Source organism: Cellulomonas sp. NPDC057328, assembly GCF_042667215.1.
GTDB lineage: Bacteria > Actinomycetota > Actinomycetes > Actinomycetales > Cellulomonadaceae > Cellulomonas.
In genome coordinates this window covers 1-17,492 of sequence record NZ_JBHUZW010000083.1, presented here as the reverse complement: position 1 = coordinate 17,492, position 17,492 = coordinate 1, and the positions used below count along the sequence as shown (strand labels likewise).

Sequence of the window (17,492 nt, the reverse complement as noted above, 5' to 3'; positions counted from 1 at the left end):
GCCCGGCACCTCCCGGGCCGCCACCGCCGCGTCAGGCCGGGACCCACTCCTGCCACCGGCCCACCGCCGCGAACCCGAGCCGCTCGTAGAGCCCGCGCCCGTCGGGCGTCGACTGGAGCGTCGCGGTCGTGGCGCCGTCGGCGCGCGCCCCGTGCAGCGCGGCGGTGAGCAGCGCGGTGGCCAGGCCGCGCCGACGCGCGTCCGGACGGGTGACGACGAACGACACGACGACGTCGTCGTCCACCGGCTGGAGCACGAGGCCCGCCTCGCCGCCGGCGGTCGTCCACGCCCGGACCTCCGGGACGCCCGCCAGCAGGGCCGGGTCGACGCCGTTGAGCCGGGCCACGACCGCGGGCGCGACCGCGCGTGCGCCCACGTCGCCGGCCGCCGGGGGCAGCGCGTCGAGGCGCGCGAGCATGGGCACCGTCGGCACGTCCCGGCGCAGCCCCGCGCCCGCGAGCGCGGCGTCGCCGGCGGCGTCGCACGACCACGCGGCGAAGGGCCCGGGCGCGACCGCCGTCAGCGCGTCGTCGACGGCACCCGCGTCGAGCAGGGCGACGTTCGTGAGCACCGGGTGGCGGGGGTGCCGCAGCGCGAGGAAGCCGCGGCCGCGGACGACGTGCGCGTCCGGGTGCGGTGCCGCGAGGGCGTCCCAGGACCCGGCGAGCGACGCCAGGTACCGCGCGCGGGCGACGTCGGACGCGCGCTCCGACGGGCGTGCGACGGGTGCGGGGTCGGCCATGCGCCGCACGCTAGCCGGGAGGACGGACGCCCGACCCGGCGTTGTCGTCGGCACCGGCGTGCCGGCCCCGACGTATCACGGACCCCCGTCCGCACCCCTACCCCACGACGGCTCGAGGGAGGGGCGGCACCATGCACAGGATCACGGCGACGTCGGCGCTCACGCACGCGGCCTGCGTCGTGCTGCGGACGGCCGAGACGGTCACGGCCACGCTGCACCGCGACGGCACGACGCTCGTGGCGCACGTGTTCACGGCGGACGGGGTGACGACGCTCGCGTGGCCGACCGACCCGGTGCTCGACGCGATGCTGACACCCGGCACGGCGTACGACGTGGGGCGCGCGGCGGTGCTGCTCGACGAGGCGACCGGCGACGTGCTCGTCACGCTCGACGGGCCCGACGGCGACCTGTGGCTCGCGGTCCCCGGTGCCGCCGTGCGGGCGGCGCTGACGCGCTGACCTGTGGCTCCGGCTGCGGCGGCGACCGCGCCGGGTGAGACTCGGGGGACCCGAACGAGGAGGTCCCATGCCGGGCGGAGCCGTGCACACGGTGCACAAGGACGGGAAGTGGTGCAACGAGGTCGAGGGGCAGTCCTCGACCCTGGGCGGCGCGTACGACACGCGCGAGCAGGCCGTCGACGCGGGCCGTGACGCCGCGCGCGACCTGCAGGTCGAGCACGTCATCCACGGGCTCGACGGCCGCATCCACCAGCGCAACTCCTACGGGCACGACCCGCGGAACGTCCCGGGCTGAGTCGCGTGGGCCCGCCGCCGGCGCGACGTGTCGGTGGCGGGCGGGAGGATGAGCCGTGCCCGCGTACGTGCTCGTCGCCCCCGACGGGCCCGACGCGTCCGCGCGCACCGTCACGCTGGTCGAGCTCGACGAGCACGCGGCGGAGACCGGCCGGCGGACGGTCGCCGCCGACGCCCTGCCTGCCGAGGTCGCGCGCGTCGAGGCCGCCCGCAGCGGTGCCCCGCCGCGGTGGGTGTGGGACGACACGCGCGCCCGCTACCCGGCGCTGCTGACGGCCGGCGTGCGGGTCGAGCGGTCGCACGACCTGCGGCTCTGCCACGCGATCCTGCGGCACTCCGCGACGACGACCGCGTCGGCGCTCGCGCAGGCGCCGCCGGGCCCGTGGGACGCCGACGCGCCGGCACCCGCCCCGCACGCGCCGTCCCTCTTCGACGACCTCGCCCTGCTCGACGACCTCGACGCGCTGGACGACGCGCCCGCGCCCGCCGCGGCGCGCGACCCGCTCGCCGAGCTGCGCGCGCAGCTCGACGCCGTCGCCGGCGCCACGCACCCGGGCCGGCTGCGGCTCCTGCTCGCCGCCGAGTCCACGGGCGCCCTCATCGCGGCGGAGATGCACCACGACGGCCTGCCGTGGGACGCGGCCGTGCACGACGCGATCCTCACCGACCTGCTGGGCCCGCGGCCGTGGGGCGGCGCGCGCCCGGAGCGGCTCGAGGCGCTGGCCGACGAGATCCGCACGGCCCTCGTCGCCCCGCACCTCAACCCCGACTCCCCGCCGGACCTGCTGCGCGCGCTGCGCCTGCAGGGGTTCGACGTGCAGTCGACGAGCAAGTGGGAGGTCCGCGGGCTCGACCACCCGGTGGTGGCGCCGCTGCTCGAGTACAAGAAGCTCGCACGCCTGCTGTCCGCCAACGGGTGGGCGTGGCTCGACCAGTGGGTCCACGACGGGCGGTTCCGGCCGGACTACGTCGTCGGCGGCGTCGTCACCGGGCGGTGGGCGTCGGACGGCGGCGGGGCGCTGCAGCTGCCCGCGCAGGTGCGCGACGCCGTCCGCGCCGACCCGGGCTGGCGGCTCGTCGTCGCCGACGCCGCGCAGCTCGAGCCGCGCGTGCTCGCCGCGATGTCGGGTGACCGCGACATGGCCGCCGCCGCGCGGCACGCCGACCTGTACCAGGGCGTCGCCGACGCGGGCGTCGTGCCGACCCGCAAGGACGCCAAGTACGCGATGCTCGGGGCGATCTACGGGGCGACGTCGGGCGCCGCGGCGCAGCTCATGCCGCACCTCACGCGGGCGTTCCCGCGGGCCGTCGGGCTCGTGGAGGAGGCCGCGCGGGCCGGCGAGCGCGGGGACGTCGTCACGACGTGGCTCGGCCGGTCGTCGCCGCCGGCGTCCGCCGCGCTGCGGTCGGCGCTCACCGCCGCGGCGGGCGAGGGCGCGGGGGCTGACGACGTCCGCGAGACCCGCCGCCGCGCCCGTGACCGCGGCCGGTTCACGCGCAACTTCGTCGTCCAGGGCACCGCCGCCGAGTGGGCGATGTGCTGGATGGCGTCCCTGCGGCGGCGCCTGCGCGCGATCGACGGCCGGCCGCACCTCGTGTTCTTCCTGCACGACGAGGTCGTCGTGCACTCCCCCGCCGCGGTGGCCGACGAGGTCGCCGCGGCCGTGCGCGCGTCCGCCGACGAGGCCGGCCGCCTGCTCTTCGGCGCCGCCCCGGTCGACTTCGCGCTCGACCTCTCGGTCGTCGACTCGTACGCCGACGCCGCCTGACACGGCGCCACGCCGACCGCGCACGTCCCCCACCGCGGTGCCTGTCCGCCGAGCGCGGTACCTCCCACCGAGCGCGGTAGGTGCACCACCCGCACTCGGTGCGACCTACCGCAGTCGGCGGTCCGGGCCCGTCGAGCCCGACCGGCGGGACCCGCACGCACCGACGCCCGCCCTCGAGTGCGGTAGATGCGTCACGAGTGCGGTGCGTACGACTACCGCACTCGTGACGCATGTACCGCAGTCGGGGTGGTGGTGCCGGCGGGCGGGGCGGGTCGGGCGGTCGTCGGGTGGGCGTCCGGGGCCGCCGCTAGGGTTCCGAGCGTGTCCACGAGCCCCTACGGAGTCACCGGCACGGCCGGGTGGCCCGGCACGCCGAGCACCGCGACGTCCCTGCAGCCCGCCGCCGTGCCCTCGCAGTGGGCGGGGGGGCGCGGGCGCAACGGTGCCGCGACCGTCGTCGCCGCCCTCGGTCTCGCGCTGGCAGGGCTGGCCGCGCTGGCCGGCGTCGCGTTCGTCATGCTGCAGGTCGGCGTGGGTCCGGGCCTGACCGGCACGCTGCTGGCGCTGGTCCCGCTGGCGGTCGTCCTCTGGGGCGTGCGCTGGCTCGACCGGTGGGAGCCGGAGCCGCGCGGGGCGCTCGTGTTCGCGCTGCTGTGGGGCGCGGGCGTCGCCGTGCTCGTCTCCGCCGTCGTCAACGACCTCGCCGCGTGGACGGTCGCGAACGCGACCGGCAGCATGGACGCCGGCGTCATGGTCGCGGCGGTGGTGTCGGCGCCGATCGTCGAGGAGACCGCCAAGGGTGCGGGCGTGCTCGCGCTGTTCCTCGCGCGGCGCCGCTACTTCGACGGCGTCGTCGACGGCATCGTCTACGCCGGGGTGGTCGCCGCGGGCTTCGCGTTCACCGAGAACATCCTCTACTTCGGCCGCGCCGGCGACGCCCTCGCCGAGACGTTCGTGCTGCGCGGCCTCGCGACGCCGTTCGCGCACCTGCTGTTCACGGCCTGCACGGGCGCGGCGCTGGGCCTCGCCGCCCGCTCGCGGAGCCGCGGCTCCGTGTGGTGGCTGCTCCCCCTCGGCCTGCTCGGCGCGATGCTCGCGCACGCCGCGTGGAACCTCACGTCCGTGCTCGCCGGCGGCTCGTACCTGAGCATCTACGTGCTCGTGCAGGTGCCGGTGTTCCTCGGCGTCGTCGCCATCGCGCTGTGGCTGCGGGGCAAGGAACGCCAGGTCGTGCAGCACCGGCTCACCGAGTACGCCGGCGCCGGCTGGTTCGCGCCGCACGAGGTGCAGATGCTCTCGTCGCTGCGCCTGCGCCGGGCGGCCGTCGACTGGGCGGGCCGCACGGGCGGGCCGGTCGCCGCGGACGCCATGCGCAGCTTCCAGCAGCGCGCGACGACGCTCGCGTTCCGCCGCCAGCTCGCCGTCAACGGCCGCGCCGACCTGCGCACGCACGGGCTCGACGAGCGCGAGACCCTCGCGTCCCTCACCGCCGACCGCAGCCGCGTGCTCGCCTCGGCGGGCGGCCTCTGACGCCGGAACCCCGTACCGCGCAGGTCCTGAGCTCGAACCCCTCCGGGCGGCACGGGAGCGCGCCCGGGCGATCAGGGGATCGCCGTGACGCTCGTCTTCTGCGGCGGGACGGGCAGGAGGTCGCACGTGAGCACGTAGTGCGTGTTCAGCCCGTCCCGCCATGCGTCGGTCCTCGCGACCGACGTGGTGCCCTTCGCCGTCGTGCGACGGATGGTCGTGACGTCCCACGTGTGGACGAGCGCGGGGAAGCGCCGGAGCCGGTGCAGCCGCGCGACGTAGGGGAAGGGGTCGACGCCGAGGGCGATCGACGTGCGTACGACTCGACCGGCGACGACGCCGTCCGGGGCCGCCCCGTGCACGTACGCCGGCACGCCGACGTCCAGCACCCACGCCGCGGGGTCGACGTGCACGACCCGTCCCACGACGTCGTAGCGGTCCGCCCCGCGGTGCGCCGCGTGCACGGGCGCGTCCGGCACGGGCGTCACGTCGACCATCGGGGTGGCCTCCAGCGCGAGCTCCACGCGCTGACCGACGGCGAAGTCGTCGTAGTTGCCGTCGCCGAAGACCCACTGATCCACCCCGACGGACCACGCGACGGGAGCAGGGGCGGGGATGCGAGCCACGCCGCGAGGTTAGCGGTGACAGGTCCTGGCGGCGGAGAGGTGATCGGCCGCGGGCGCACCTGCGCGCGCCGGTCGACGCGGCGCGCGTCAGGTGATCCGCCACCCCAGCAGGTACGGCAACCCGACGCGCCACACGAAGAAGCCGAGCAGCACAGCCGTCACGAAGCCGGCCGCGGCGAGGATGAGGACGCTGCTCCTCGCCACCTCTCCGTCGACGTACTCCCGCACGTCCTCGACCGCCATGACGAGACCAGGGTCGTCGCGGTCGTGCACGACCGGCAGCGGAGGCGCGTACCGCGATCCGGTGGGCGGCTTGGTCCACCGGTCCCCGGGCACCTCGCCGAACGACGGCGAGATCCCGCGCAGGGTGTGCGTCGCGCCGTCGAGCCGGATCCGGACCTCGTCGTGGCCGAAGCACCCGCGGCCGGTGCACGCGTCGTACACCTGGACCTCGGTGACGGTGACCTGGACCCCGTGCGCCTGCAGGTCCCGCGCGAGCGCGGTGTCCGCAACGTCCGAGCGTGCGATGCCCGCCGCCATGACGGTGAACGCGACCGGCAGCAGCACCACCGCGGACCACGTGCGCGCGCGAGCGCAGCGCCGCCTCCTCGCGTCGGAGCTCGAGCTTCGTGGGACGCCGCGGCGCGCGGCGCAGCGGCCGCCCGGTCCCGGTCGAGAAGCTCCGCTGCCGCGCCCTTACGCGCCCAGGTCCCACGTCTGCAGACGCCCGCACATCCCGTACCGCCGCGGCGCGGGCGCGGCCCCGATCCGCTCCGCACGCGCGAGCTGCAGGTGCGGCGCCACGCCGCGCATGAGCCCCTCGAGCACGCGGGCGGTGCCGTCGGTGTCGGCGAACGCGGTGCGTCCCCACAGGTCCTGCCAGCGCGGCACCTGCGGGCGCACGAGCCGCACGGCCGCCTCGTAGAACGGCAGCAGCGCGGCGCGCGGGCCCTGCCGCTCGGCGGCGGCGAGCAGGGCGGCGTACCCCTCGAGGGCGAGGTCGCGGCGCGCGCGGGCGGCCGCGGCGACGTCCGCGTCGGTCACGGTGCCGCGGGTGCCGCCGGTGGGCAGGGTCGCGGCCTCGCGGTACGTCGCGCCGTCGGCGAGTACCGCCGCGGGGAACGTCATGACGGCGTCGCCGGCCTCCGGCAGGCCCGCGTTCGACATGACGACGAGCACCTCGAGGTCGCCGTCGTTGACGGCCCGGTGGATCACGCCGGGCCGCATCTGGACGATCACGCCCGGTGCGAGGCGGTGCTCCGCGAAGCCGTCCGGCCCGAGGGTGTGCACCGCCCCGGTGCCGGACAGGACGACGTAGGCCTCCGCGGAGGCCAGGTGCATGTGGGGTGTGCCGCTCCCGGCGAGCCCGACACCGTCGGGGGCCGCCCAGTCGTACACCCGCAGACGGCTCACGGAGACGCCGCCGGGCAGGGTGGTCATGCGTCCAGGATGCCTGCTCCGAGGCCCGCGAGGGCCGCGCCCCGCGCAGGATCACCCGTTCCGTCGGCCACGACCACCGCATAGCGGAACCGCAGCGACGCCCCGGCGTCGAACGGGACCTCCTCGCTGAAGAACGGCGCGGGGCACAGGCAGGCGAACATGTCCCGCCGGGCGAACCACTGCGGCGGGTGCACGGGGTTGTCGCCGGCGTCGACCATGACGATCGTCGCGGCGTTGCCGGTGCCGTCCTGCCGCCCGGTGAACCCCATCCACGGCGCCCGCTGCCCGCGGACCTCCTCGCCGCCGGCGAAGTCCGGGGCGAGGAGCGTGCCGCCCGTGAAGGACCGCGGCCCGCGCCAGAACAGCCCGCCGTAGCCGGCGTTCTCGCGGCCGCGCGTGGTGGGCGACCCGATGGGCATCGCCCGGTCGGACACGTTCGTCATCGTCGTGTCGAACAGCAGCACCCAGGAGTCGTCGCGGTCGGCGGGGACGACGACGGACAGCGCCCGCTCCTCGTCGACCACGTGCTCGCCCGCCTGCGTGTGCCAGGCGAGCGTGTGCGCGAGGTCGACGCGGTCGCCCATGGGACCGGTGGACACGTCGAGCCGGGTGAGCGCCTGGTGGTCCATGGACCCGTCGTTGTCGAGCTGCACGTACCCGTGCTCGGACGCCTCGAGCGAGACGAACGTCGGCCCGCCCCAGAAGTTCTCGTCGCCGACCACCGGCAGCGACCACGCGATCCCCTTGTGCCACACGTGGTCGTGCGGGCGGAACTCGCTGACGAGGTCGCCGCCGCGCGTGCGCAGCGGGTGCACGTACGGGCGCGGCGACTCGAGCTGCACGTCGTCGGGCACGTAGACGTACCGGGCGAGCGTGGTGCCGTCGTGCACGACGTCGACCGCGCGACCGACGTCGTGCAGCGCGCGCGTGGCGGGCGGCGGGTCGAGGCGGGGCAGGTGGGTCGCGGTCATCGGGCGGCTCCGGTGGGGACGGCGGCGGTGGTCGGGTCGGTGCCGGCGGGACCGGCAGCGGGCCCGGCGACGTCGGGGGCCGGCAGCCCGCCGGGCGGCGTCACGGGCAGCTCCACGCTGTCGCCGTCCGCCGCGGGGTCGAGGTCGCCGAGGCCGAGGTCGTCGACGAGCACGGGCTGCCCCGTGACCATCGACCGGTTGGCGGCGATGCCGACGGCGACGGCCCGCAGCCCGTCGCGGTACCCGGCGGCGCGCCCCAGCGGGTCGGGTGCAAGGCGCAGGTCGCGGCGGAAGACGTCCATGAGCAGGATCGCGTCGCCGCCGCCGTGCCCGCCGATGCCCCGCGGGATGCGCCACTCGCGCGCGGCCTCCCAGTGCCGCTGCACGAGCAGGCGCTCGCCCTCGGGCCGGGTCTCCTGCGCGGCGACGCCCTCGGGCGTGGCGGACGGGTCGAGCACCGCGCGCCCGTCGTCGCCGAGGATCACGGCCCCGCGCTCGACGACCTCGAGCTCCGCGCGTCCCTCGGTGCCGTTGACGGTGACGCGGTACCCCTCCCAGGGGCTGTGCGCGTTGAGCGAGTACGTCAGCGTGGCGCCGCCGCGGTAGTCGACGACGACCGCCATGTTGTCCTCGATCGTGATGCCGGGCGCGAAGACGTCCTGGTCGCGGCGGTAGCCGTCGTGGTGCTCGGCGTCGAGGTACAGGGCCTTCAGGCGCGGGTCGTGCGTGAGGTCGAGCGACCACGGGTCGCCGGTCGCGCCCGTGCCGCGCTCGGGTCGCGGGCCCATGCCGCGCGCGGCGGCGTTCGCGTCGCCGTAGAACCGCAGGCCGCCGGACGCGTACACGCGCGACGGCACGTCGTGCAGCCACCAGTTGACGAGGTCGAAGTGGTGGCTGGACTTGTGCACGAGCAGCCCGCCGCTGTTGGCCTTGTCGCGGTGCCAGCGGCGGAAGTAGTCGGCGCCGTGCACGGTGTCGAGCGCCCACTCGAAGTGCACGCTCGTCACGCGGCCGATCTCGCCGGACGCGATGACGTCGCGCAGCGAGGAGTTCCGCGGCGCGTACCGGTAGTTGAAGGTCATGACGACGTCGCGGCCGGTGCGCGCGACGGCCCGCACGACGGTGCGGCACCCCTCGACCGTGGTCGTCAGCGGCTTCTCGACGACCACGTCGGCGCCGGCGTCGAGCGCGCGGGCGACCACGCCGGCGTGCGCGTGGTCGGGCGTCGTGACGACGACGACGTCGACGCGCTGCTCGTCGACCATGCGCTCGACGTCCTGGGCGCCGTACCGCGGCAGGCCCGCGGGCCCGCCGAGCCCGAGGGCCTCGCCGACCTGCGCGTCGTAGTAGTCGGCCCGGCCGGGGTTCGTGTCGCACCAGGCGACGAGCTCGCCGACGTCGGCGTGGTCGCCGGTGAGCGCGGCCACGTACATGCCGGCGCGGTGCCCGGTGCCGGCGACGGCGTACCGCAGGCGGCGGCGCCCGGGCGGCGGCGGCGCGAACGCGGGGACGACGGCGGGGTCGCCGTCGGTCGCCCGGCTCGACGCGGGGCGGGGTGCGGTGGGGTTCTGGTCGGCCTCGTTCACGGGGGTCCTTCGACGACGTCGGCGATGGGCGAGCCGCTGGCCCGGCGGCGGCACGGCGTGCCGCGACGTCGGGAAAGCGCGTTCCGTAACGCGGACCACAGTAGCCGACACCTAGGATCACCCGCAGGACCGGCCGCCGCAGGGACCGGCACACCCGCGGGGCGTGCGTATCCTGGGCGCACTACAACGTTGTACACGCCGCCCCGCGCGGCGTCGCCCGATCGGAGACCCATGACCCAGCGCGCGAGCGTCCTGCTGCACCCCGCCTTCCGCACCGGCACGATCGACCGCCGCCTCTTCGGCTCGTTCGTCGAGCACCTCGGCCGCGCGGTGTACACGGGCATCTACGAGCCCGGGCACGCGACGGCGGACGAGCACGGCTTCCGGCGCGACGTCGCCGACCTCACGCGCGAGCTCGGCGTGAGCGTCGTGCGCTACCCGGGCGGCAACTTCGTCTCCAACTACGTGTGGGAGGACGGCGTCGGCCCCGTCGAGGACCGCAAGCCGTTCATCGACCTCGCCTGGCGCACCATCGAGCCCAACACCATCGGCACGGACGAGTTCCTGCAGTGGGCCGAGCGCGAGGGCATCGAGCCGATGATGGCCGTCAACCTGGGCACCCGCGGCGTCGCGGCCGCCGCCGCGCTCGTCGAGTACTGCAACGGCGAGGCCGGCTCCCGGTGGGCCGACCTGCGCATCGCGAACGGCCGCGAGAAGCCGTACGGCGTCACGCTCTGGTGCCTGGGCAACGAGATGGACGGCCCGTGGCAGATCGGCCACAAGGACGCGCACGAGTACGGCAAGCTCGCCGCCGAGGCCGGCAAGGCGATGAAGCTCGTCGACCCGTCGATCGAGCTCGTCGTGTGCGGGTCGTCGTCCATGCAGATGGACACGTTCGGCGAGTGGGAGCAGACCGTCCTGTCGTACACGTACGACCTGGTCGACCACATCTCCATGCACGCGTACTACGAGGAGCTCGAGGGCGACCGCGCGTCGTTCCTCGGGTCCGGCACGTCGATGGACCGGTTCATCCGCCGCGTCGTCGCGTCCGCCGACGCCGTGGGCGCGCGCCGCCGCTCCGACAAGCAGATCACCATCTCGTTCGACGAGTGGAACGTCTGGTACCTGCAGTCGCGGTTCCCGGGCGAGCAGAACCTCCCGCTGCAGCGCGACGCCCCGCGCATCATCGAGGACGTCTACTCGGGCCTCGACGCGGTCGTCCTCGGCGACCTCATGGTGACGCTGCTCAACCACGCCGACCGCGTGCCCGTCGCCGCGCTGGCGCAGCTCGTCAACGTCATCGCGCCGATCATGACCGAGCCCGACGGCCCGGCGTGGCGGCAGCCGACCTTCCACCCCTTCGCGACCACCGCGCGCCTGGCCCGCGGCGACGCGCTCGACGTCCGCGTCGACGCCCCGATGATCACGACGGCCAAGCACGGCGACGTGCCGGCGGTCACCGCGGCCGCGACGTGGGACGGCGCCGAGGACGACGGCCGCGTCGCCGTGTTCCTCGTCAACCGCACGGCCGAGCCGGTCGAGGTCGAGCTGCGCCACCCCGGCGTCGCGCTCGAGCTGGGCGGCGGCCTGCAGGTCACGGCCGACCACGAGCCCGCGGTGCACGGCCCCGAGCACGCGGCCAAGGTCGAGGCGGAGCACGTGACGACGCTGGAGGCGGCCCCCGTCACGGCGTCCGGCACCGGCACGACGACGCTCACGCTCGCCCCCGAGTCGTGGACGGCCCTGGCGGGCACGGCCCGCACCGCCTGACCCGACCCGGTCGGCGACACCGCCGCCCGCCACCGCCGCCCGCGCGCGGGCGCCGCCGAACGGGATGCCACTGCCCTTCCGGTTCGCCCGGAACGGCACCGGCATCCCGTTCGGCGTCTCGGGGGTGGGGTGGGGGGTGGGATGGGGGTGGACGGCGGTGAGGGGTCAGGCGGGGGCGTCCGCCGGGACGGTCAGCCGCTCCACCACCGTCGGCAACCACGCCGCCGCGAGGTCCTGCGCGCGGACCGCGCCGCCCGAGAGCTCCGCGGTCCGGATGTCGGCGTGGTACCCCTCCGCCACCAGCAGCAGCACCTGGCGCGCGTCGACGACGAACCGGCGCCCGACGCGGGCCGCGAGGCGCTCCACCTCGGCCGCGCACTCCGCGACCATCTGCTCCTCGAGCCCGAGGTAGTCGCCCGCGACGGCGGGCTGACGCAGCGCGAGCAGCCGCAGCTCGGCGCTGACGACGCGCCACCGGCGGTCGTCGGACATGCGCTCGAGCAGCGCGCCGGCGAACCGGCCGACGTCCGCGACGTCGAGGTCCGCCCCCGGCAGCCCGTCGGCGGTGGCGGCGGCGATGGCCTCGCGCAGCTCCGCGAGGTGCCGCGACTGCTCGCGGCCCGCGAGCGCGAGCAGCAGCTCGTGCTTGCTCGCGAAGTTGGAGTAGAAGGCGCCGCGCGTGAAGCCGGCGCGCTCGCACACGGCCTCGATGGAGGTGGCGTCGACGCCGTCCTCGGCGAAGAGCGCGAAGGCGGCGTCGAGGAGGCGCTCGCGCGTGCGGCGGCGACGCGGGGACAGCGGCGCGTCGGGTCCGTCGACGGCCGCGTCGAGGCCGTCGCCCGCCCGGACGGCCAGGTCCTGCTCGCTCATCGCCGCACCTCCTGTCGCGCACGAGGATCCCACGCCCCAGGCTACCGCGCGCCGATACGTACCTGTATCGCATGCATCCCTGTATCGGATACAGTCTCGTATCGGCCCGTCCGGGCCCCGGACGTCGTCGTCCTCCCCGCACCCGCCTCCCTGGAGGAGCCGTGTCCTCTGCGCTGTACCGGCTCGGCCGGTCCGCGTTCCGCCGCCGCCGCGCCGTCATCGCCGCGTGGCTGACGCTGCTCGCGCTGCTCGGCGCCGCCGCCGGCCTGTTCATGACGCAGCTCGACAACGACGTGTCGATCCCCGGCACCGAGTCGCAGCAGGCGCTCGACCGGCTCGCCGCGACGTTCCCCGAGGCCGGCGGCACGTCCGCGCAGGTGCTCGTCGTCGCACCCGACGGCGCGGACGTCGCCACGGACGACGTCGCCGCCGCCGTGGCCGACGCGGCCGGCGCCTTCGCCGACGTCGACGGCGTGCGCGCGGTGACGGACCCGTTCGACACGGAGACCCCCGGCGGCGGGCAGGTCAGCGACGACGGCGAGGCCGCCCTCCTCACGGTCCAGCTCGACGGCGGGGGCACGGCGGTCGGCGACGACGTCAAGGAGGAGCTGCGCACGCTCGCGGCCGACCTCGACGCGGCGCTCCCCGACGGCTACGAGGCGACGATCGGCGGGCAGCTCTACGCGCAGGAGTTCCCCGGGCTGACGATCACCGAGGCGCTCGGCGTGCTCGTCGCGTTCGTCGTCCTGCTGTTCACGCTCGGCTCGTTCACGGCGGCCGGCATGCCGCTCGTCAACGCACTGCTGGGCGTGGGGCTGTCGACCGTGCTCGTCCTCCTCGCGACCGCGGTCACGCCCATCACGTCCACGACGCCGCTGCTCTCGCTCATGCTCGGCCTCGCGGTCGGGATCGACTACGCGCTGTTCATCGTGTCGCGGCACCGCGAGCAGCTCGGCGCCGGGCTCGACGTCGAGGAGTCCGCCGCCCGCGCCACCGCCACCGCCGGCTCGGCCGTCATCTTCGCGGGCCTGACCGTGATGATCGCGCTCGTCGGCCTGAGCGTCGCGGGCATCCCCTTCCTCACGACGATGGGCGTCGCCGGCGCCGTCGCGGTCGGCATCGCCGTGCTCGTCTCCGTCACGCTGGTCCCCGCGCTGCTCGGCGCGGCCGGCGAGCGGCTGCGCCCGAAGCCGCGCCGCCGGGCTCGCACGCGCGGTCGCGCCGCCGCGGCGACGGCCACGGGGTCCTCCGCGCCGGCCCCTTCCCGCGCCGACGTCGGCGACGCCCCCGACCTCCCCGCGCACCACAACCGCTTCTTCGCCGGCTGGGTCCGTGTGGCCACCGCGCGCCCCTGGGTCACGGTGGTCCTCACCGTCGGTGGCCTCGTCGCGCTCGCGCTGCCGGCCCTCGACCTGCGGCTCGCGCTGCCCGACGCGGGCGTCCAGCCGGAGTCGTCGTCGACGCGCGTCACCTACGACCGCATCTCCGAGCACTTCGGCGCCGGCGCCAACGGGCCGCTCGTCGTCACCGGCAGCATCGTCACCAGCGACGACCCGGTCGGGCTCATGGAGGACGTCGCCGACGAGCTGCGCGCGCTGCCCGGCGTCGCCGACGTGCCGCTCGCCACGCCCAACGCGTCCATCGACACCGGCATCGTGCAGGTCGTCCCCGAGACGGGCCCGACCGACGAGGCGACCACCGAGCTCGTCCACGCCATCCGCGGCATGCACGACGAGATCCTCGCCGAGCACGGGTTCGACCTCGCCGTCACGGGCTTCACCGCCGTCGGCATCGACGTGTCGGCCAAGCTCGGCGCCGCGCTGCTGCCGTTCGCGGTGTTCGTCGTCGGGCTGTCGCTCGTGCTGCTGACGATGGTGTTCCGCTCCGTCGCCGTGCCGGTCAAGGCGACCCTCGGGTACCTGCTGTCCGTCGCGGCGGCGTTCGGCGTCGTGACGAGCGTCTTCGAGCACGGCGTCCTCGCGGACGCGCTGCACGTGTCCCGCCTCGGGCCCGTCATCTCCTTCATGCCGATCGTCCTCATGGGCGTGCTGTTCGGCCTCGCGATGGACTACGAGGTCTTCCTCGTGTCCCGCATGCGGGAGGACTACGTGCACTCCGGGAAGGCGCGCGCGTCGATCGCCACGGGCTTCCTCGGCTCCGCGAAGGTGGTCACCGCGGCCGCGGTCATCATGGTCGCCGTCTTCTTCGCGTTCGTCCCCGAGGGCGACATCAACATCAAGCCCATCGCGCTCGGCCTGGCCGTCGGCGTCGCGGTCGACGCCTTCGTCGTCCGGATGACCCTCGTGCCGGCCGTCATGCAGCTGCTCGGCGACAAGGCGTGGTGGATGCCGCGGTGGCTCGACCGCGCACTGCCGTCGTTCGACGTCGAGGGCGAGGCGCTGCACCGCGAGCTCGCGCTCGCGTCGTGGCCCGGGGACGACGACGTCGTGGTGGCCGCCCGGCACCTGCGGCCCGCCGTCGCCGACGGCACCGACGAGGTCGACCTCGCCGTGCGCACGGGCGGCGTGCTCGTCGTGCGGGCCGAGGAGCCCGCGCGCGTCACCGGGCTCCTGCTCACGCTCGCCGGACGCCTCGAGCCGCTCGCCGGCGACCTCAAGGTCGACGGGCTCGTGCTGCCCGTGCGGGCCGCGGCCGTGCGCCGCCGCGCCGGCTACGTCGACCTGCGCACCGAGGGCGTCGACGGCCTCGCCGCCGCCGTCGCCGAGCGGCCGCGGCTGCTCGTCGTCGACCGCACCGACGTCGTCACCCACGCGGCGGACCGTGCCCGCGTCGCCGCGCTCCTGCGCCGCGCCGTCGACGGCGGCGTCGCCGCCCTGGTCCTCGGCGCCGTCGGGGCCCCGGGCGCCGCGCCGTCCCCGGACGACCTGCTGCCCGCCGCCCACCCCGTGACCACCCTCGCGCCGCAGGACGCCGCGGCCGCCCGCGCCTGACCGGCGAGGAGGAGACCCCCATGAGCACCACCACCACCGCCCGGCGCTGGCCGGCCGTCGTCGTCGCGCTGGCGGCGCCGCTCGCCCTCGCGCTCGTGCTGCTCGCCGGCACGTGGGACCCCGCGGCCCGCCTCGACCGGGTGCAGGCCGCCGTGGTCAACGAGGACGAGCCCGTCACGCTCGACGGGCAGTACACGCCGCTCGGGCGCCAGCTCGCGGGTGCGCTCACCGAGGGCGAGGGAGCCGCCGCCACCTACGACTGGGTCGTGACCGACGACGAGGACGCGGCCGCGGGGCTCGCGGCCGGCACCTACGCCGCGGTCGTGACGATCCCGAGCGGGTTCTCCGCCGCCGCGACGTCCTTCGCCGCACCGGACGGCACGCCGCGGCAGGCGACCGTCGAGGTCACGACGCCCGACCGGTCCACCGCGGTCGACGAGGCCGTCGCGCGCGCCGTCACCGCCACCGCCACGCAGGTGCTCGGCCGGCAGCTCACCACGACGTACCTGGAGAACGTGCTCGTCGGGTTCTCGACCCTGCAGGACCAGCTCGGCCAGGCCGCCGACGGCGCGACGCAGCTCGCCGACGGGGCGCGCTCGCTCGCGGACGGCAACGCGCAGCTCGCGGACGGCGCCGGCGACCTCGCGGGCGGCACGGCCGAGCTCGCGGCGGGCGTCGACGAGCTCGGCGGCGGGGCCCGGGAGCTGGCCGCCGGCACGGGCACGCTCGCCGGCGGCGCGCGGCAGCTCGCCGACGGCGCGGAGGCGTCCGCGGCGGGTGCGCGGCAGCTCGCGGACGGGCTCGGGCAACTCGCGCGGGGCACCGACGCGCAGCCCGGCGGCACGGGGGCGCTCGCCGCGGGCGGCGCGCAGCTCGCGCAGGGGGCCGCGACGTTCCGCGACGCCCTCGCACCCGGGCTCGGGCAGGTCGCGACGCAGCTCGACGGGGTCGCGACGACGGGCCGGCAGACCGCCGCCGGGTCGGGCGGCGCGCAGGAGGCCGTCGCCGCCGCCGTGGCCGCCGAGGGCTGCACGCCCGCGTCGTCCGACGTCACGTGCGGCGCGCTCCTCGCCGCGCAGCAGCAGCTCGCCGTGCAGGCCGGGACGCTGTCGGGCATCGCCGACGGCGCCGACCAGATCGCCGCCCAGCTGCGTCCCGGCGGCGGCGCGGCGCCGACCGCGGTGGACCGGCTCGTCGCCGGCGCGGGCGAGCTCGCCACGGGCGCCCAGGGCCTCGCGGCGGGCACCGCGTCCGTCGACGCCGGGGTGCAGCAGCTGAGCACGGGCGCCACCGAGCTCGCCGACGGGCTCGGCACGCTCGCCGGCGGCGCCCGCGACCTGTCCGGCGGCGCGGCGGAGCTCGCCACCGGGACGCGGACGCTCGCGTCCGGCGTCGGTGCGCTCGGCTCGGGCGCCGACCAGGTGGCGTCCGGCACGGCGCAGCTCGCGGACGGCGCGCGCGCGGCGACCGACGGGGCGACGCAGCTCGCCGACGGCACCGCCGAGATCGGCACGGGTCTCGGCGACGCGGTCGCGCAGCTGCCGGTGACGCCCGAGGACGAGCGCGCCGCGCTCGCCGACGTCGTCGCCACGCCGGTCGCCGCGCCGGCCACGTCCGTCGCCGGACCCCTCGGCCCGGTGTCGGCGCTGACCGCGGTGGCGCTGTGGGTCGGCGCGCTGGCGCTGTTCCTGGCGTTCCCGCCGCTGCCGCGCCGCGTCGCCGGGTCGACGCGGTCCGCCCTCGGCACGGTGCTCGGCGCGCTCGCTCTGCCCGCGGCGCTCGGCGCGGTGCAGGGCGCCGTCGTCGGGGCGGTCGTCGGCGGCGTCACGGGCCAGGGCGCGGGCCGCACCGTCGGGCTCGCCGTCGTGGGGCTGCTCGCGGGCGTCGTGCTCGCGGCCTTCCACCAGGCAGTCGCGGCATGGACCGGCACCGGGGGCCGCGTGGCCGCCGTCGTCGCCGGGTTCGTCTTCCTCGTCGCCGGGCTGGCCGCCACCGTCCCCGACTGGGTCGCCGCCACCGTGGGGTGGCTGCCGCTCGCACCCGTGGCGGACGCCGTCGGCGGGGTCGTCGGGGACGGCTCGTCGACCGCCGGCGCCCTCGTCGTGCTCGTCGTGTGGGGCGCCGCGTCCCTGGCCGCCACCGCCGGCGCGGTCGCCCGCACGCGCGCAGCCTACGGCCGCCGGACGGTGGCCGCGCTCGCCTGACGGGCGGACGGGCGGCGCGCCGACGGGGCCCGACCCCGCCGCCGCTCGGCGACCGCTCCTCTCCGCTCACCGCTCCCCTCCGGCGAACGGGCCGTCGTCCAGCACCACGCACCGCCACTGCTGCACGACGACCGGTTCGACGCCGGCACCGCGACCGCCAGGCGACGTCGGGTGGGCGACCGCGACCCGACCTCCGGCGAACCGGCCGTCGTGCAGCACCACGCACCGCGACCGCTGCACGACGACCGGTTCGACGCCGGCACCGCGACCGCCGGGCGACGTCC

15 protein-coding genes are annotated in these 17,492 nt (G+C 76.7%); 7 read left to right on the top strand and 8 right to left on the bottom strand.

The genetic code is table 11. The features are described from left to right. Window positions 1-31: 31 nt before the first annotated feature. Window positions 32-742, bottom strand: coding sequence for a GNAT family N-acetyltransferase (locus ACFUMH_RS13905; protein ID WP_378206521.1), 711 nt, complete (start codon window positions 740-742; stop codon window positions 32-34). Window positions 743-873: 131 nt separating this feature from the next. Between ACFUMH_RS13905 and ACFUMH_RS13900 the strand changes: the two genes are divergently transcribed. From ACFUMH_RS13900 to ACFUMH_RS13885, 4 genes are all read left to right on the top strand, one after another. Next, window positions 874-1,200, top strand: coding sequence for a hypothetical protein (locus ACFUMH_RS13900; protein ID WP_378206518.1), 327 nt, complete (start codon window positions 874-876; stop codon window positions 1,198-1,200). A gap of 67 nt (window positions 1,201-1,267) precedes the next feature. Beyond that, window positions 1,268-1,495 carry a DUF2188 domain-containing protein gene (locus ACFUMH_RS13895; RefSeq protein ID WP_378206515.1) on the top strand — a complete coding sequence of 76 codons (228 nt, stop codon included), beginning with the start codon at window positions 1,268-1,270 and terminating at the stop codon, window positions 1,493-1,495. A gap of 55 nt (window positions 1,496-1,550) precedes the next feature. After that, the gene (locus tag ACFUMH_RS13890; protein ID WP_378206512.1) at window positions 1,551-3,263 is read left to right on the top strand and encodes a bifunctional 3'-5' exonuclease/DNA polymerase; all 1,713 of its coding nucleotides are present in this window, start codon (window positions 1,551-1,553) and stop codon (window positions 3,261-3,263) included. A gap of 321 nt (window positions 3,264-3,584) precedes the next feature. Then, entirely contained in the window at window positions 3,585-4,793 is a 1,209-nt protein-coding gene (locus tag ACFUMH_RS13885) for a PrsW family intramembrane metalloprotease (RefSeq protein WP_378206509.1), read from the top strand. A 71-nt stretch (window positions 4,794-4,864) separates the two neighbouring features. On the opposite strand, the gene ACFUMH_RS13880 is transcribed toward ACFUMH_RS13885, so the two are convergent. From ACFUMH_RS13880 to ACFUMH_RS13860, 5 genes are all read right to left on the bottom strand, one after another. Continuing rightward, entirely contained in the window at window positions 4,865-5,416 is a 552-nt protein-coding gene (locus ACFUMH_RS13880) for a hypothetical protein (protein ID WP_378206506.1), read from the bottom strand. Window positions 5,417-5,503: 87 nt separating this feature from the next. Further along, a complete protein-coding gene (locus tag ACFUMH_RS13875; RefSeq protein WP_378206503.1) occupies window positions 5,504-5,986 on the bottom strand; it encodes a hypothetical protein in 483 nt (160 codons plus the stop codon). A gap of 126 nt (window positions 5,987-6,112) precedes the next feature. Beyond that, window positions 6,113-6,856 carry a cupin domain-containing protein gene (locus ACFUMH_RS13870; RefSeq protein WP_378206500.1) on the bottom strand — a complete coding sequence of 248 codons (744 nt, stop codon included), beginning with the start codon at window positions 6,854-6,856 and terminating at the stop codon, window positions 6,113-6,115. Beyond that, the gene (locus tag ACFUMH_RS13865; RefSeq protein WP_378206497.1) at window positions 6,853-7,827 is read right to left on the bottom strand and encodes a PmoA family protein; all 975 of its coding nucleotides are present in this window, start codon (window positions 7,825-7,827) and stop codon (window positions 6,853-6,855) included. The genes ACFUMH_RS13870 and ACFUMH_RS13865 overlap by 4 nt, the downstream gene beginning before the upstream one ends. Continuing rightward, window positions 7,824-9,413 carry a Gfo/Idh/MocA family protein gene (locus ACFUMH_RS13860; RefSeq protein WP_378206495.1) on the bottom strand — a complete coding sequence of 530 codons (1,590 nt, stop codon included), beginning with the start codon at window positions 9,411-9,413 and terminating at the stop codon, window positions 7,824-7,826. Before ACFUMH_RS13860 ends, ACFUMH_RS13865 begins: the two co-directional genes overlap by 4 nt. A 231-nt stretch (window positions 9,414-9,644) precedes the next feature. Between ACFUMH_RS13860 and ACFUMH_RS13855 the strand changes: the two genes are divergently transcribed. After that, window positions 9,645-11,183: an alpha-N-arabinofuranosidase gene (locus ACFUMH_RS13855; RefSeq protein WP_378206492.1), complete on the top strand. Its 1,539-nt coding sequence runs from the start codon at window positions 9,645-9,647 to the stop codon at window positions 11,181-11,183. 165 nt (window positions 11,184-11,348) lie between these two features. Here ACFUMH_RS13855 and ACFUMH_RS13850 read toward each other — a convergent pair whose 3' ends face one another. Then, on the bottom strand, window positions 11,349-12,053 hold the full coding sequence (locus ACFUMH_RS13850; RefSeq protein ID WP_378206489.1) for a TetR/AcrR family transcriptional regulator: 705 nt from the start codon (window positions 12,051-12,053) through the stop codon (window positions 11,349-11,351). Window positions 12,054-12,214: 161 nt separating this feature from the next. Here ACFUMH_RS13850 and ACFUMH_RS13845 point away from each other — a divergent pair, with 161 nt between their 5' ends. Beyond that, window positions 12,215-15,004: an MMPL family transporter gene (locus ACFUMH_RS13845; protein WP_378206485.1), complete on the top strand. Its 2,790-nt coding sequence runs from the start codon at window positions 12,215-12,217 to the stop codon at window positions 15,002-15,004. A 20-nt stretch (window positions 15,005-15,024) separates the two neighbouring features. Further along, on the top strand, window positions 15,025-17,208 hold the full coding sequence (locus ACFUMH_RS13840) for a YhgE/Pip family protein (RefSeq protein ID WP_378206482.1): 2,184 nt from the start codon (window positions 15,025-15,027) through the stop codon (window positions 17,206-17,208). Window positions 17,209-17,274: 66 nt separating this feature from the next. Here ACFUMH_RS13840 and ACFUMH_RS13835 read toward each other — a convergent pair. Continuing rightward, window positions 17,275-17,492: hypothetical protein (locus ACFUMH_RS13835; protein ID WP_378206479.1), on the bottom strand; the 218-nt coding region annotated here is incomplete at its 5' end.

What these genes read in the sequence shown, in the direction of transcription:
- ACFUMH_RS13850 (WP_378206489.1), bottom strand. Translation starts at nt 12,053, where the DNA reads ATGAGCGAGCAGGACCTGGCCGTCCGGGCGGGCGACGGCCTCGACGCG.
- ACFUMH_RS13870 (WP_378206500.1), bottom strand. Translation starts at nt 6,856, where the DNA reads ATGACCACCCTGCCCGGCGGCGTCTCCGTGAGCCGTCTGCGGGTGTAC.
- ACFUMH_RS13855 (WP_378206492.1), top strand. Translation starts at nt 9,645, where the DNA reads ATGACCCAGCGCGCGAGCGTCCTGCTGCACCCCGCCTTCCGCACCGGC.
- ACFUMH_RS13865 (WP_378206497.1), bottom strand. Translation starts at nt 7,827, where the DNA reads ATGACCGCGACCCACCTGCCCCGCCTCGACCCGCCGCCCGCCACGCGC.
- ACFUMH_RS13900 (WP_378206518.1), top strand. Translation starts at nt 874, where the DNA reads ATGCACAGGATCACGGCGACGTCGGCGCTCACGCACGCGGCCTGCGTC.
- ACFUMH_RS13840 (WP_378206482.1), top strand. Translation starts at nt 15,025, where the DNA reads ATGAGCACCACCACCACCGCCCGGCGCTGGCCGGCCGTCGTCGTCGCG.
- ACFUMH_RS13895 (WP_378206515.1), top strand. Translation starts at nt 1,268, where the DNA reads ATGCCGGGCGGAGCCGTGCACACGGTGCACAAGGACGGGAAGTGGTGC.
- ACFUMH_RS13905 (WP_378206521.1), bottom strand. Translation starts at nt 742, where the DNA reads ATGGCCGACCCCGCACCCGTCGCACGCCCGTCGGAGCGCGCGTCCGAC.